At 71.3% G+C, this 15343-nt stretch carries 14 protein-coding genes; 13 read left to right on the top strand and 1 reads right to left on the bottom strand.

Features of this window, described 5'->3' with window-relative positions; translation table 11 throughout:
• Positions 1 to 23 precede the first annotated feature (23 nt).
• The 10 genes from pdxT to ACFQQI_RS24035 all read left to right on the top strand — a co-directional run bounded on the left by pdxT (position 24) and on the right by ACFQQI_RS24035 (position 10205).
• Positions 24 to 620, top strand: coding sequence for a pyridoxal 5'-phosphate synthase glutaminase subunit PdxT (gene pdxT, locus ACFQQI_RS24080; RefSeq protein WP_378569156.1), 597 nt, complete (start codon positions 24 to 26; stop codon positions 618 to 620).
• Positions 621 to 635: 15 nt separating this feature from the next.
• The gene (locus tag ACFQQI_RS24075; RefSeq protein ID WP_378569155.1) at positions 636 to 1409 is read left to right on the top strand and encodes a YebC/PmpR family DNA-binding transcriptional regulator; all 774 of its coding nucleotides are present in this window, start codon (positions 636 to 638) and stop codon (positions 1407 to 1409) included.
• Positions 1410 to 1622: 213 nt separating this feature from the next.
• Positions 1623 to 2150 (top strand): crossover junction endodeoxyribonuclease RuvC, encoded by a 528-nt coding sequence (gene ruvC, locus ACFQQI_RS24070; RefSeq protein WP_378569533.1) that lies wholly within the window; start codon positions 1623 to 1625, stop codon positions 2148 to 2150.
• Complete coding sequence (gene ruvA / locus ACFQQI_RS24065; protein ID WP_378569154.1) at positions 2147 to 2743, top strand: Holliday junction branch migration protein RuvA; 597 nt, start codon at positions 2147 to 2149, stop codon at positions 2741 to 2743. The genes ruvC and ruvA overlap by 4 nt, the downstream gene beginning before the upstream one ends.
• Before the next feature lie 4 nt (positions 2744 to 2747).
• Positions 2748 to 3830: a Holliday junction branch migration DNA helicase RuvB gene (gene ruvB, locus ACFQQI_RS24060; protein ID WP_378569153.1), complete on the top strand. Its 1083-nt coding sequence runs from the start codon at positions 2748 to 2750 to the stop codon at positions 3828 to 3830.
• Between the two features lie 163 nt (positions 3831 to 3993).
• Positions 3994 to 4335, top strand: coding sequence for a preprotein translocase subunit YajC (gene yajC / locus ACFQQI_RS24055; RefSeq protein ID WP_378569152.1), 342 nt, complete (start codon positions 3994 to 3996; stop codon positions 4333 to 4335).
• Position 4336: 1 nt separating this feature from the next.
• On the top strand, positions 4337 to 6061 hold the full coding sequence (gene secD / locus ACFQQI_RS24050) for a protein translocase subunit SecD (protein ID WP_378569151.1): 1725 nt from the start codon (positions 4337 to 4339) through the stop codon (positions 6059 to 6061).
• Positions 6061 to 7317, top strand: coding sequence for a protein translocase subunit SecF (secF, locus tag ACFQQI_RS24045; RefSeq protein WP_378569150.1), 1257 nt, complete (start codon positions 6061 to 6063; stop codon positions 7315 to 7317). The genes secD and secF overlap by 1 nt, the downstream gene beginning before the upstream one ends.
• Positions 7318 to 7326: 9 nt before the next feature.
• Positions 7327 to 7878 (top strand): adenine phosphoribosyltransferase, encoded by a 552-nt coding sequence (locus ACFQQI_RS24040; protein ID WP_378569149.1) that lies wholly within the window; start codon positions 7327 to 7329, stop codon positions 7876 to 7878.
• Positions 7879 to 7895: 17 nt separating this feature from the next.
• Complete coding sequence (locus ACFQQI_RS24035) at positions 7896 to 10205, top strand: RelA/SpoT family protein (protein ID WP_378569148.1); 2310 nt, start codon at positions 7896 to 7898, stop codon at positions 10203 to 10205.
• 28 nt (positions 10206 to 10233) lie between these two features.
• Here ACFQQI_RS24035 and ACFQQI_RS24030 read toward each other — a convergent pair whose 3' ends face one another.
• Positions 10234 to 11463 (bottom strand): DUF349 domain-containing protein, encoded by a 1230-nt coding sequence (locus ACFQQI_RS24030; protein WP_378569147.1) that lies wholly within the window; start codon positions 11461 to 11463, stop codon positions 10234 to 10236.
• Between the two features lie 90 nt (positions 11464 to 11553).
• On the opposite strand from ACFQQI_RS24030, the gene ACFQQI_RS24025 reads away from it, so the two are divergent.
• Genes ACFQQI_RS24025 through aspS form a run of 3 tightly spaced genes read left to right on the top strand, consistent with a single transcriptional unit; the run spans position 11554 to position 15328 of the window.
• Entirely contained in the window at positions 11554 to 12225 is a 672-nt protein-coding gene (locus tag ACFQQI_RS24025; RefSeq protein ID WP_378569146.1) for an MBL fold metallo-hydrolase, read from the top strand.
• 2 nt (positions 12226 to 12227) lie between these two features.
• Positions 12228 to 13562, top strand: coding sequence for a histidine--tRNA ligase (gene hisS, locus ACFQQI_RS24020; protein WP_378569145.1), 1335 nt, complete (start codon positions 12228 to 12230; stop codon positions 13560 to 13562).
• Complete coding sequence (aspS, locus tag ACFQQI_RS24015) at positions 13559 to 15328, top strand: aspartate--tRNA ligase (RefSeq protein ID WP_378569144.1); 1770 nt, start codon at positions 13559 to 13561, stop codon at positions 15326 to 15328. The genes hisS and aspS overlap by 4 nt, the downstream gene beginning before the upstream one ends.
• The last annotated feature ends 15 nt before the right edge of the window (positions 15329 to 15343 follow it).

Genomic DNA, 15343 nt, shown 5'->3' with positions numbered 1-15343 from the left:
CGGGCCGGACCTACGCTTGCGGCGTGTCGATCCCCACCGTCGGTGTCTTCGCGCTCCAGGGCGACGTCCGGGAGCACGTGCGCGTGCTGCGCGGGCTCGGCGTCGCGGCGCTGACGGTACGCCGTACCTCCGAGCTCGACGCCTGCGACGGACTCGTCGTACCGGGCGGGGAGTCGACGACGATGGCCAAGCTGGCGCGCACCTTCGACCTGTTCGAGCCGATCCGGCAGCGCATCAAGGAGGGCATGCCCGTCTTCGGCACCTGCGCGGGCATGATCATGCTCGCCGACCGGATCCTCGACGGCGCCCCCGGCCAGGAGACGCTCGGCGGGCTCGACGTGACGGTCCGGCGCAACGCGTTCGGTCGCCAGGTCGACTCCTTCGAGCACGACCTCGCGTTCGCGGGGCTGGCCGACCCGGTGCACGCGGTCTTCATCCGCGCGCCGTGGGTCGAGGACGCCGGCGAGGGGGTCGAGGTGCTCGCTCGCGTGGACGCCGGGCCGGCCGCGGGTAGGATCGTCGCGGTCCGTCAGGGCCCGCTGATGGCGACGTCGTTCCACCCCGAAGTGGGTGGCGACACCCGGGTTCACCGGTTGTTCGTGGACCTGGTCGAGAGCTGAGTAGAAGAGGGACGCATGTCTGGCCACTCCAAGTGGGCGACCACCAAGCACAAGAAGGCCGCGATCGACGCGAAGCGCGGCAAGCTGTTCGCCAAGCTGATCAAGAACATCGAGATCGCTGCCAAGATGGGTGGTCCCGACCCCGCCGGCAACCCCACGCTCTACGACGCCATCCAGAAGGCGAAGAAGCAGTCGGTGCCCAACAAGAACATCGACTCCGCGGTCAAGCGCGGCGGTGGCCTCGACGGCGGCGGCGTCGACTACGAGACGATCATGTACGAGGTCTACGGACCCCAGGGCGTCGCGCTCCTCGTCGAGTGCCTGACCGACAACCGCAACCGCGCGGCGATGGAGGTCCGCACCGCGGTCACGCGCAACGGCGGCACCATGGCCGACCCGGGGTCGGTCTCCCGGCTCTTCACCCGCAAGGGCGTCGTGGTGGTCGGCAAGGAGCAGGAGCGCGCCGGCAAGCCGTGGGAGGTCAGCGAGGACGACGTGCTCGAGGCGACCCTCGACGCGGGCGCCGAGGACGTCAGCGACCTCGGGGACACCTTCGAGGTCCAGTCCGACTCCTCCGACGTGGTCGCGGTGCGCACGGCGCTCCAGGCCGCCGGCATCGACTACGAGTCGGCCGAGGTCCAGTTCGTGGCGACCATGGACATCCCGGTCGCCGAGGTCGACGTGGCCGGCAAGGTCTTCCGTCTCGTCGACGCCGTGGACGACCTCGACGACGTGCAGAACGTCTTCAGCAACGCCGACATCCCCGACGACGTGCTCGAGGCCATCTGAGCGAGCAGGAGGCGCGACGAAGTCGCGGCTCGCGTCGCTCGCCAGGTTGAGCAAGCGACGCGACTGAGGGACGAAGTCGCGCGAGCGCGTCGAAACCCGGTGAGACGAAAGGCGGCCTTGGGCGTCGGGCGTGTCCTCCGGGCAACCGGGGGACCCGCCGGTTAGCGTTGCCACCGAACACCTGTTCGGACGGAAGGGCGACCGATGCGCGTGCTGGGGATCGACCCCGGGCTGACCCGATGCGGCATGGGCGTGGTCGAGGGCTCGGTCGGGCGGCCGCTCAGCCTCGTCGACGTCAACGTGCTGCGCACGTCGTCCCACCTGTCGGTGCCCGAGCGCCTGGTGACGATCGAGAAGGGCGTGGACGCCTGGCTCGACGACTACCAGCCGGACGCCGTGGCCATCGAGCGCGTGTTCGCGCGCTCCGACGTCAGCACCGTGATGGGCACCGCCCAGGCGAGCGGGATCGCGATGGTCTGCGCCGCGCGTCGCGGCCTGCCGATCGCGCTGCACACGCCGAGCGAGGTGAAGGCCGCCGTGTCCGGCAACGGGCGCGCCGACAAGGCGCAGGTCGGCACCATGGTGACCCGGATCCTGCGGCTCGACACCATGCCGAAGCCGGCCGACGCCGCCGACGCGCTCGCGCTGGCCATCACCCACATCTGGCGCGGTGGCGCCCAGGCTCGCCTCCAGGCCGCGGTCGCCGCGGCAGGCAGGCCCCAGAAGAGGAGTACGGCGTGATCGCGTTCGTGCGCGGCCCGGTGGCCGCCGTCAGCCTGTCCAGCGCAGTCGTCGAGGTCGGCGGGGTCGGCCTCGAGGTGATGTGCACGCCGGGCACCCTCGCGACGCTGCGCGTCGGCCAGGCGACGACGCTGCCGACGAGCATGGTGGTGCGCGAGGACTCGCTGACGCTCTTCGGCTTCGCCGACGAGGACGAGAAGCAGACCTTCGAGCTCGTGCAGACCGCCTCCGGCGTGGGCCCCAAGGTCGCGCAGGCCATGGTCGCCGTGCTCAGCCCCGACGACCTGCGCCGGGCCATCGCCTCCGACGACGTGAAGACGCTGACGAAGGTCCCCGGCATCGGACAGAAGGGCGCGCAGCGGATCATCCTCGAGCTCAAGGACCGCATCGGGGCGCCGACCGGGCGCCACGCGCCGTCCGCACCGATCGCCGCCGCGCCCTGGCGCGACCAGGTCCACCAGGGCCTCGTCGGCCTCGGCTGGTCCGCGAAGGACGCCGAGAAGGCCGTCGACGCCGTCGCCCCCGAGGCGGGCGACGCCCCCGACGTGGCCGCCCTGCTCCGCGCCGCCCTCCGTACCCTGAGCAAGGCCTGATCCCGTGCCGTTCCACGAGGACGACCTGGACGAGTCGGAGACCACCCACCTGCGCTCGCTCACGGCTGCGGAGGCCGAGGGCGACGAGCGGGTGGTCGAGGCTGCGCTCCGACCGCGGTCGCTCGACGAGGTCGTCGGCCAGGTGCGCGTGCGCGACCAGCTCGGCCTAGTGCTCGAGGCGGCTCGTCGGCGCGGGCGCGCGCCCGACCACGTGTTGCTCTCCGGCCCGCCCGGCCTCGGCAAGACCACCCTCGCGATGATCATCGCCGCCGAGATGGGGGCGCCGCTGCGCCTCACCAGCGGGCCGGCGATCACCCACGCGGGCGACCTGGCGGCGATCCTCTCCGGCATGAACGAGGGCGACGTCCTCTTCGTCGACGAGATCCACCGGATGTCGCGGCCCGCCGAGGAGATGCTCTACATGGCGATGGAGGACTTCCGGGTCGACGTCGTCATCGGCAAGGGGCCCGGCGCGACCGCCATCCCGCTGGACATCCCGCCGTTCACGCTCGTCGGCGCGACCACCCGGGCGGGACTGCTGCCCGGCCCGCTCCGCGACCGGTTCGGCTTCACCGCGCACCTGGAGTTCTACGAGGCCGACGAGCTCGACCTCATCGTGCAGCGCTCGTCCCGGCTGCTCGACGTCGACGTCGTCGCCGACGGGACCGCCGAGATCGCCTCCCGCTCGCGCGGCACGCCCCGCATCGCCAACCGCCTGCTGCGCCGGGTCCGCGACTACGCCCAGGTCCGCGCCGACGGCGTCGTCACGCTGCCGGTGGCCCGGGCGGCGCTCGACCTCTACGAGGTCGACCAGCTCGGGCTCGACCGCCTCGACCGGGCGGTCATCGACGTGCTCTGCCGCCGGTTCGGCGGGGGACCGGTCGGCATCTCCACGCTCGCGGTCGCCGTGGGGGAGGAGCGGGAGACGGTGGAGGAGGTCGCCGAGCCGTTCCTGGTCCGCAACGGCTTCCTGGCGCGTACGCCGCGCGGGCGGGTCGCCACCCCGGCCGCCTGGCAGCACCTCGGCCTGACGCCGCCGCCGGCGTCCGCCTTCCCCGACGGCGACGCGACGCTGTTCGAGGACTGATCGAGGCCTGATCGAGGACTGGGCCGCGGGAGACCGGAGCGTCACCCGGAGGTCACGAGTTGGGGCGGATTCGTGAGGCCGGCCACCGCGCTGGTTAGACTGGCCCGTCGGCCCGCCCGTTCTGGGTCGTGTGCCCCGAACAACGCTCGAGAGGTCATTCGTCGTGGAGTTCTTGCCGCTCGTCGGCATCGTGCTGCTCTTCTGGCTGTTCATCATCCGCCCGGCGTCCAAGCGCCAGAAGGAACTCGGGCGCATGCAGTCTTCGTTGACCGAGGGTGACGAGGTCGTGCTGACCTCCGGCATCTTCGGGACCGTCAGCCACATCGGCGACGACCACCTCCGGGTGGAGGTCGCCGACGGCGTCGTCATCAAGGTCGCCCGCGCTGCGATCGGCTCCAGGGTGGAGCGCCACGACGACATCGACGAGGCGGAGGACGCGGGCGATGACCGCGCCGACACCGAGGTAGAGGACGGAAAGCCGGGCACCGCCCCGGAAGGGAACTGACATGGCTCGCAACGCAGCCGCTCACGCCGGGCGGACGCTGCTGATCTTCCTGCTCGGCGTGGTCGTGCTGTTCGGCCTCGTCGCGCTCGGCGGCAACTGGAAGCCGGCCCTCGGCCTGGACCTCCAGGGCGGCACCCGCGTCACGATGATCGCCGAGGGCGACCCGTCGCAGGAGAACCTCGAGAAGGCCGCGGCCATCATCGACGACCGCGTCAACGGGTCGGGCGTGAGCGAGGCCGAGGTCACGACGCAGGGCAACGACGTGATCATCGTCGAGATCCCGGGTGACACCTCCAACTCGCTGATCGACACCGTGAAGCGGCAGGCGCAGCTGCGGTTCCGCACCGTCGCCTGCTCGAGCCAGGTTCCCGGCCCGTGCGCCACCGCCACGCCCTCGCCGACCAACCCCGACTCCGGCACGTCGCCCCTGGACCCGTCGGCCTCGCCGTCGGAGGAGCCGGCCAAGAAGAAGTCGACCAAGAAGGGCGCGGCGAAGAACCGTCCGGCGTACCTGGCCGACGAGACCGCCACCGAGACCCCCGCGCCCACGGAGTCGCCCGCTGAGTCGCCCGCTGAGTCGCCGACCGCGTCGCCGACCGAGGAGGCGAGCCCGCCCGCCACCGGCACCGGCGCGAGCGCGCAGGAGGCCCTCGCCTTCATCCAGAACCCGCCGCAGGAGGCGATCGACGCCTTCGCGTCGTACACCTGCCCGGCGACGGAGCCGCCGGTCGACGACCCGACCACGTGGCTGGTCACCTGCGGGACCGAGGAGGACGCGGCCACCAAGTACCTCCTCTCGCCCGCGGCGATCGAGGGCACGGACCTGAGCGAGGCGTCGGCCGGCATCCCGCAGGGCGGCGTCGCCTGGCAGGTGAACCTGACCCTCGGCGGCGACGGCAAGGACGTCTTCGCCGACCTGTCCAACGCGATGGCGGGCAGCGAGCAGCAGTTCGCGGTCGTCCTCGACGGCCAGGTCATCTCCGCGCCGACGTTCGACGGCCGGATCCCCGACGGCAACGCCCAGATCTCCGGCAACTTCACCAAGGCGTCGGCCGAGAGCCTGGCCACGAGCCTCAAGTACGGATCGCTGCCGATCTCGTTCGAGGAGGACGGGATCTCGACCGAGCAGATCGGCCCGTCGCTGGCCGGCAACCAGCTGTCGGCGGGCCTGACCGCCGGCGCGCTCGGCCTGCTGCTGGTGATGATCTACTGCCTCGTGTACTACCGCGGCCTCGGGCTCGTGGTCCTCATGTCGCTGCTCACCGCCGCGGCGATCACCTACGCCCTGGTGCTGCTCCTGGGGAACACCGCCGGCTTCACGCTGACGCTCCCCGGCATCGCGGGCCTGATCATCGGCGTCGGTGTCACCGCGGACTCGTTCATCATCTTCTTCGAGCGCATCCGTGACGAGATGCGTGAGGGACGGTCGATGCGGGTCTCCGTCGAGACCGGTTGGCGGCGCGCGCGCAAGACCCGTCTTGCCGCGAACGTCGTGTCGCTGCTGTCGGCCGCCGTGCTCTACCTCTTCGCCTCCGGCGTCGTGAAGGGCTTCGGCTTCGCGCTCGGCCTGTCGACCCTGATCGACCTCGCGATCCTCTTCTGGTTCACGAAGCCGCTGGTGACCTACCTGGCCCGCTTCAAGTTCTTCAACGGCGGCGGCGAGCTCTCGGGCCTGAGCGCGAGCACGCTCGGCATCGACCGCGTCGCCACGGGAGGTAAGGCCTGATGGGCAAGTTCTCACGGCTCGGCAACGAGCTCTACCAGGGGCGGAAGTCCTTCGACTTCATCGGCAAGCGCGCCCTTTGGTACGCCATCTCCGGCACCCTCGTCGGCCTCGCGATCCTCGTGATCGTCATCAAGGGGCTCAACTTCGGCATCGAGTTCACCGGCGGCACGCAGTTCCGCGTCGACGACCTGCCGGCCTCGGTCGCCACGCAGGACACGGTCGACGAGCTGCGTGACGAGATCGGCGACTCGAGCGTCGGCGGCGAGGCCCAGCCGACGGTGACGACCTCCGGCGACAGCGCGATCATCGTGCAGACCGAGGACGTCGACGTCGCCGGCGACCGGGAGATCCGCGGGATCATCCAGGACGTCACGGGTGCGTCCGACGACCAGATCTCCAAGGACGAGATCGGCGCCAGCTGGGGTCGCGACGTCGCCAAGCGCGCGATCATCGGCGTCGGGATCTTCCTCGGGCTCGTGGTGCTCTTCATCTGGGGCTACTTCCGCGAGTGGAAGATGTCCGTGGCCGCGCTCATCGCCCTCTTCCACGACATCGCGCTGACGATCGGCGTCTACGCACTCTCCGGATTCCCCGTCACGCCTGCGGCCGTGACCGGCCTGCTCGCGATCCTCGGCTTCTCGATGTACGACACGGTCGTCGTGTTCGACAAGATCCGCGAGAACACGCACGAGCTGCGCACCAGCCGGCAGAGCTACGCCGACGCGGCCAACCTGGCCGTCAACCAGACGCTGGTCCGCTCGATCAACACCTCGATCGTCGCGCTCATCCCGATCGGCGCGATCCTCTACGTGAGCGCCGTCCAGCTGGGCGCCAGCTCGCTGAAGGACCTGGCGCTCGCCCAGTTCGTCGGCATGGCCGCCGGCGTGTTCTCGTCGGTCTTCATCGCCCCGCGCGTGCTGGTGCACATGAAGTCCACCGAGTCCGAGGTCAAGCTGGCCGAGCGGCGTGCCCGTGCCGCCGCGAAGCGGCACGCCGACCCGTACGCGTCCGTGCCCGCCTTCGCCGACGACATGCCGGTCCGCGACGAGCCCGGGCTGGAGGACGAGGCCGAGGGGGACCTCGAGGAGGGCGCTCCGGTGTCCCAGCCGGCGCCCAGCGCGCAGGAGCCTCGCCGTCCGGAGGCCGCCGGTCGGGGTCGCGTGGCCCCGCCGGCCCGTGGCCCGGTGCGGCAGAGCGGCGCGTCGGGGCGTCAGCAGCCCACGCGCCAGTCGAAGTCCAAGCGCGGCCGGAAGTGACGCACGGCCATGGCTGAGCCCGGCGTCGGCCTCGAGTCGGCCATCGCCCTGATCGCCGACGTCCCCGACTTCCCCGAGCCCGGGGTCCTCTTCAAGGACATCACGCCGCTCCTCGCCGACCACACCGCGCTGCACACGGTGATCGACGCGCTGGCCGCCGCCGGTCGCGACGACGCCGGCCAGCCGGTGGTCGACAAGGTGCTCGGCATGGAGTCGCGCGGGTTCATCCTCGGGGCGCCGGTGGCGCTGGCGCTCGGCGTGGGCTTCGTGCCGGTCCGCAAGGCCGGCAAGCTCCCGCGCCCGACGTACGCCGTCTCCTACTCCCTGGAGTACGGCGAGGCCACCCTCGAGGTGCACCAGGACGCGCTGCAGCCCGGCGACCGGGTGCTGCTCGTCGACGACGTGCTGGCGACCGGCGGCACCGCCCGGGCGACGATGGACCTGGTCGAGAAGTGCGGCGCCCACGTGCACGGCATCGCGATGCTGATGGAGCTCGGCTTCCTGCCCGGCCGCCAGGCGATCGGCGAGGACGCCGCACTGACCACGCTGCTGACCGTCTGACGCCTAGACTGTCCAAGGTGACCGAGGAACGCACCGCCCCGCCGGCCGCGACCGGCCCGCGCCGTGCGTCCGAACCCGGGCCGTCGACCCGCAGCATGCGGGCGCGGCTGGCCCGGATGGGCACCCGCGGCCAGGGCGCCAACCCGGTGCTCGAGCCGCTCTTCCGGGCCGTCCGCGCCAACCACCCCAAGGCCGACCTGGCGCTGCTGGAGCGCGCCTACCTGACCGCCGAGAAGATGCACGGGACGCAGACCCGCAAGTCCGGCGACCCCTACATCACCCATCCGCTCGCGGTCACCACGATCCTCGCCGACATCGGCATGACGGAGCCGACGCTGGCCGCGGCGCTGCTGCACGACACCGTCGAGGACACGCCGTACACCCTCGAGCAGGTGCGCCAGGACTTCGGTGACGAGGTCGCCCAGCTCGTCGACGGCGTGACCAAGCTCGACAAGGTCAAGTACGGCGACTCCGCGCAGGCCGAGACGATCCGGAAGATGATCGTCGCGATGTCGCGCGACATCCGGGTGCTGGTCATCAAGCTCGCCGACCGCCTCCACAACATGCGCACGCTGCGCTACGTGCGGCAGGAGACCCAGGAGCGGGTCGCCCGCGAGACCCTCGACATCTACGCCCCGCTGGCCCACCGGCTGGGCATGAACACCATCAAGTGGGAGCTCGAGGACCTCGCGTTCGCGACCCTGCACCCCAAGATCTACGACGAGATCGTCCGGCTGGTCGCCGAGCGGGCGCCGTCGCGCGACCAGTTCCTCGCCGAGGTGATCGTCCAGGTCGAGGCCGACCTGCGCGACGCGAAGGTGAAGGCGACGGTCACCGGGCGACCGAAGCACTACTACTCGATCTACCAGAAGATGATCGTCGGCGGCCGCGACTTCTCCGACATCTACGACCTGGTCGGCATCCGCGTGCTCGTCGAGAACGACCGCGACTGCTACACGGTCCTCGGCGTGCTGCACTCGCGCTGGAACCCGGTGCTCGGCCGGTTCAAGGACTACGTGGCGATGCCGAAGTTCAACATGTACCAGTCGTTGCACACGACGGTCATCGGGCCGCAGGGCAAGCCGGTCGAGCTGCAGATCCGCACGTACTCGATGCACCGCCGCGCCGAGTACGGCGTCGCCGCGCACTGGAAGTACAAGGAGGACAGCCGCGCCGGCATCGACACCGACCGGTCCGCCGACGGCGACGACATGACGTGGGTCCGGCAGCTGCTCGACTGGCAGAACGAGGTCGAGGACCCGGGGGAGTTCCTCGAGTCGCTGCGCTTCGAGATCAACCGCGCCGAGGTCTACGTGTTCACGCCGCGTGGCGACGTGATCGCCCTGCCGACCGGCGCGACCCCGGTCGACTTCGCGTACGCCGTACACACCGAGGTCGGCCACCACACCATCGGCGCCCGCGTCAACGGCCGCCTGGTGCCGCTGGAGTCCGCGCTCGAGAACGGCGACGTCGTCGAGGTCTTCACGTCGAAGTCCCCGACCGCGGGTCCGTCGCGCGACTGGCTCGGCTTCGTGAAGTCGCCGCGCGCCCGCTCGAAGATCCGCCAGTGGTTCACCAAGGAGCGGCGCGAGGAGGCGATCGACCGGGGCAAGGAGCAGATCGCCAAGCTGATGCGCAAGGAGGGCCTGCCCCTCAAGCGGCTGATGTCCCACGAGGCGCTGATGCTCGCGGCGGTGCACTTCAAGCTGGCCGACGTGTCCGCGCTCTACGCCGCGGTCGGCGAGGGCAACCTGTCCGCGCAGGCCGTCGTACGCCGGGTCATCGACCTGCACGGCGGAGACGACGGGGCCGCGGAGGACCTCGCCGAGGGCGTGACGATCACCGGCCGCCGCAACCGGTCGAAGGTCCAGCCCGGTGGCGACGCCGGCGTCATCGTCAAGGGCGCCCCCGACGTCTGGGTGAAGCTCGCGAAGTGCTGCACGCCGGTCCCGCCCGACCCGATCCTCGGCTTCGTCACCAAGGGCGGGGGAGTATCGGTGCACCGGCAGAGCTGCACCAACGCCTCGAGCCTGCAGTCCCAGGCGGAGCGGCTCGTCGACGTCGAGTGGGCGCCGACCGGCCAGTCGAGCTTCCTGGTCAACATCCAGGTCGAGGCGCTCGACCGCGCCCGGCTGCTGTCCGACATCACCATGGCGCTCAGCGACGCCCACGTCGACATCCTCAGCGCCAACCTCTCCACGACCCGCGACCGGGTCGCCAAGAGCCGGTTCACGTTCGAGATGGCCGAGGCGAAGCACCTCGACACCGTCCTGAAGGCCGTGCGGTCCGTGCCGGGGGTCTTCGACGCGTACCGCGTCACTCAGTAAGAGCCTCGAACGAACGGTCCGGCGACGCTCAGCCGGAGAAATCGGCGCTCGCGCGCTTGGCCATCTCGAGGAACGACTGCCGCGAGGCGAGGTTCTCCTCGAGCTCCTTGACCTTCTTGTCGTTCCCGGCTGCGCGGGCCTTCTCCAGGTCGGCCTCGACCTGGGCGATGGCGGACTCGAGCTTGGAGACCATGTCGTCGGCGCGGGCGGACTTCTCCGGGTCGGAGCGGCGCCACTGCTCGTCCTCGACACCGCGGATCTCCTGCTCGACGCGGCGGAAGCGGGCCTCGAGGTCCTTCATCCGGTCTCGGGGGACCTTGCCGGCGGCGTCCCAGCGGTCGGCGAGGTCGCGGAAGCCGCGCTTGGCGGCGTCCAGGTCGGAAACCGGGAGCAGCGCCTCGGCCTCGACCAGGAGCCCCTCCTTGACCTCGGCGTTGGCGGCGAACTCCTTGTCCTGCTCGGCGGCCGCTGCGTCGCGGGCGCCGAAGAACGTGTCCTGGGCGCCACGGAAGCGCTTCCAGAGCGCCTCGTCGACCTCGCGCGGGGCGGGGCCGGCGGCCTTCCACTGGCGCATCAGGTCGCGGTAGCGGGCGGCGGTCGGACCCCACTCGGTCGAGGTCGCCAGCGACTCGGCCTCGTCGGCGAGTCGTTCCTTGATCGCCCGGGCCGCGTCCCGCTTCTCGTGCTGCTCGGCGAAGTGCGCCTTGCGGTGCCGGGTGTACGCCGTGCGCGCCGTCGAGAACCGCCGCCACAGGGCGTCGTCGGAGGACCGGTCGATGCGGGGGAGGGCCTTCCACTCGTCGAGCAGCTCGCGCATCCGGTTGGCGCCGTGGCGCCAGTCGGACCCCTCCGCGAGGGTCTCGGCCTCGGCGACGATGCGCTCCTTGCCGACGCGCGCCTCCGCGGAGCGCTGGGCGCGCTCGGCCTTGCGGGCCTCGCGCTGCTGCTCGAGCACGGGTGCGAGGGCGTCGAGGCGGGCGACCAGGGCGGCCAGGTCGCCCACGGCGTTGGCCGTCGCGACCTGGTCGTGCACGGTGCGCACCGAGGTGGTCGCCTCCTCGGGCGACATCACCCCGCTGGCGACCCGCTTCTCCAGGAGGTCGACCTCGAAGGCGAGCGCGTCGTACCGCTCCGTGAAGAACTTCAGCGCCTCCTCGGGCGTGCCCTCGGGGTATTGCCCCACGGAGCGTTCGCCGTCGGCGGTCTTCACGTACACGGTCCCGTCGTCGTCGACGCGGCCCCACTGCTCACTGGTCACGGCTCCATGCTAGTCAAGGTGGGCGGGTGCCCGGCCGAGCCGCCCACCACCGATGCGACGCGATGCCGGGCGGCTCGATAGTCTGCCGGGGTGTTGATCGCCGGCTTCCCCGCGGGTCCGTGGGGCACCAACTGCTACGTCGCCGCCACCGGCCCGGGCACCGAGTGCGTGGTGATCGACCCCGGCAAGGACGCCGCCGACGGCGTGGCCGAGGTCGTGAGGGAGCACCGGCTCAAGCCGGTCGCGGTGCTGGTCACCCACGGCCACATCGACCACATGTGGTGCGTCGCCCCCGTCTCCGGCACGTACGACGCGACGGCCTGGATCCACCCCGGCGACCGGCACCTGCTCGCCGACCCCATGGCCGGCATGTCGCGCGAGACCACGCAGATGCTGCTCGGCGGCAACTACGAGTTCGCCGAGCCCGACGACGTGCGCGAGCTGACCGACCTCCAGGAGCTCGAGCTCGCCGGGCTGCGCTTCGTCGTCGACCACACTCCCGGCCACACCGAGGGCTCGGTGACGTTCCGTACGCCGTACGACCGCGAGGACGTCTCCGAGGTGATGTTCTCCGGCGACCTGCTCTTCGCGGGGTCGATCGGCCGCACCGACCTGCCCGGCGGCGACCATCCGACGATGCTGCAGAGCCTCAAGAGCAAGGTGCTCCCCCTCGCCGACGACATCGTCGTGCTCCCGGGTCACGGTGAGCAGACCTCGATCGGCCGGGAGCGCGTGACCAACCCCTACCTCCAGGACCTCTGACCTTGAGCAAGCCCACCCCGCTGAGCGGGTTCCCCGAGCTGCTTCCTGCCGCCCGCGTCGTCGAGCGCGAGGTGATCGCGTCGCTGTCGCACACCTTCGAGCTGCACGGCTTCGCCAACATCGAGACCCGCGTCGTGGAGCCGCTCGACCGGCTCGCCAAGGGCGGCGAGATCGACAAGGAGATCTACGTCCTCCGGCGGCTCCAGGCCGGCGACGAGGAGGGCGACGCCGGGCTCGGCCTGCACTTCGACCTCACCGTGCCGTTCGCCCGCTACGTGCTCGAGCACGCCGGCCACCTGGAGTTCCCGTTCCGGCGCTACCAGGTCCAGCCCGCGTGGCGCGGCGAGCGGCCGCAGGAGGGCCGCTACCGCCAGTTCACCCAGGCCGACGTCGACATCGTGGGCAAGGACGTCCTGCCCTTCCACCACGACGTCGAGGTGATGCGGGTGATGGTCGATGCGCTCGACGCGCTGCCGATCCCGCCGGTGAGCTTCCAGTTCAACAACCGCAAGCTGATCCAGGGCTTCTACCGCGGCCTCGGGCTCCCCGACGTCACGGCGGCGATCCGCACGATCGACAAGCTCGACAAGCTGCCGGCCGAGCAGGTCGCCGGGCTGCTCGTCAGCGACGCCGGCGCGACGCCGGAGCAGGCCCAGCGGTGCCTCGAGCTCGCGACGATCCGGGTGGCCGACACCTCGTTCGTCGAGCAGGTGCGCGCGCTCGGCATCGAGGACGACCTCCTCGAGGAGGGCCTGGCCGAGCTCGCCGCGGTCGTCGAGGGCTGCGCGGCCGGCGGGCACCGCCACGTCACGGTCGAGGCCAACCTGCGCATCGCGCGGGGCCTCGACTACTACACCGGCACCGTGGTCGAGATCTTCATGGAGGGCTACGAGCGCCTGAAGTCGGTCGGCGGCGGCGGGCGGTACGACGCCCTCGCGTCCGACGGCCGCACGACGTACCCCGGCGTCGGCGTCTCGTTCGGCGTCTCCCGCACCCTGATCCCGCTGCTCGCCGACGGCGTCGTCGCCGGCAGCCGCCCGGTGCCGAGCGCGGTGCTCGTGGCGGTGACCGACGAGGAGAGCCGCAGCCACAGCACCACCGTGGCCGACGCGCTGCGCCGCCGCGGCATCCCGTGCGAGGTCGCCGCGAACGCGCAGAAGTTCGGCAAGCAGATCCGGTACGCCGAGCGCCGCGGCATCCCCTTCGTCTGGTTCCCGGACCAGGGCGAGGTCAAGGACATCCGATCGGGGGAGCAGGTGGCCGCCGACCCGGCGACCTGGACCCCACCCACCGAAGACCTGCGACCGCAGGTCGTCAACGAGGAGAAGAAGCAGTGATCCGCACCCAGGACGCCGGCGCGCTGCGCGCCGAGCACGTCGGCCAGACCGTCACCCTCGCGGGGTGGGTGGCGAACCGACGAGACCACGGGGGAGTCGCGTTCATCGACCTCCGCGAGGCGAGCGGCGTCGTGCAGGTCGTGATCCGCGACGAGGCCGTCGCCCACCACCTCCGCGCCGAATACTGCCTCAAGGTCACCGGCGAGGTGACCAGGCGCAAGGACGGCAACGAGAACCCCAACCTCGCCACCGGTGAGATCGAGGTCGTCGCGAGCGACGTCGAGGTGCTCAGCGCCGCCGCGCCGCTGCCGTTCCCGATCAGCGACCACGTCGACGTGGGCGAGGAGGCGCGGCTCCGGCACCGCTACCTCGACCTGCGCCGCTCCGGCCCGGGCAACGCGATCCGCCTCCGCAGCCAGGTCAACCGGGCCGCGCGCGACGTGCTCGACGACCACGGCTTCGTCGAGATCGAGACCCCGACGCTGACCCGGTCGACGCCCGAGGGTGCCCGCGACTTCCTGGTCCCGGCCCGGCTGCAGCCCGGCAGCTGGTACGCCCTGCCGCAGAGCCCGCAGCTCTTCAAGCAGCTGCTCATGGTCGCCGGCATGGAGCGCTACTACCAGATCGCACGCTGCTACCGCGACGAGGACTTCCGCGCTGACCGGCAGCCGGAGTTCACCCAGCTCGACATCGAGATGAGCTTCGTGGAGCAGGACGACGTCATCGCCGTCGCGGAGCAGATCCTGGTCGCGCTCTGGAAGCTGATCGGCCACGACGTACCCGTGCCGCTCACCCGGATGACGTACGCCGAGGCGATGGCCCGCTACGGCTCCGACAAGCCCGACCTGCGGATGGGCCAGGAGCTCGTGGAGTGCACCGAGTACTTCAAGGACACCCCGTTCCGGGTCTTCCAGGCGCCGTACGTCGGCGCGGTCGTGATGCCCGGGGGAGCGAGCCAGCCCCGCAAGCAGCTCGACGCCTGGCAGGAGTGGGCCAAGCAGCGCGGCGCTCGCGGCCTCGCCTACGTGCTCGTCCAGGAGGACGGCGAGCTCGGCGGCCCGGTGGCCAAGAACATCACCGACGAGGAGAAGGCCGGCCTGGCCGCGCACGTCGGCGCCCAGCCGGGCGACTGCATCTTCTTCGCCGCCGGTGCCGTCAAGGCGAGCCGCGCCCTGCTCGGCGCCGCCCGGCTGGAGATCGGCCGCCGCTGCGGCCTGATCGACGAGGACGAGTGGAGCTTCCTCTGGGTTCTCGACGCGCCGCTGTTCGAGCCGACCGCCGACGCCACGGCCTCCGGCGACGTCGCGCTCGGCTACAGCGCCTGGACGGCCGTCCACCACGCGTTCACGTCGCCGCAGGACGTCGACACCTTCGACCAGGACCCCGGCAACGCGCTGGCCTGGGCCTACGACATCGTCTGCAACGGCAACGAGATCGGCGGCGGGTCGATCCGTATCCACCGCGAGGACATCCAGAAGCGCGTGTTCGCGATCATGGGCATCGACGAGGCCGAGGCGCAGGAGAAGTTCGGCTTCCTCCTCGAGGCGTTCAAGTACGGCGCGCCGCCCCACGGCGGCATCGCCTTCGGCTGGGACCGCATCGTCGCGCTGCTCTCCCGCAGCGAGTCGATCCGCGACGTGATCGCCTTCCCCAAGTCCGGCGGCGGCTTCGACCCGCTGACCGCGGCACCGGCGCCGATCACCCCGGAGCAGCGCAAGGAGGCGGGCGTCGACGCCGTACCCGCTTCGGACGACCGTCCCGAGTAACGGACTCATAACGAG

It is taken from the genome of Nocardioides sp. GCM10030259, assembly GCF_042666375.1.
In the GTDB taxonomy this organism is placed as follows: Bacteria; Actinomycetota; Actinomycetes; order Propionibacteriales; family Nocardioidaceae; genus Nocardioides.
The sequence above is the reverse complement of the archived record's forward strand: the minus strand, read 5'-3'. Positions and strand labels throughout refer to the sequence as shown.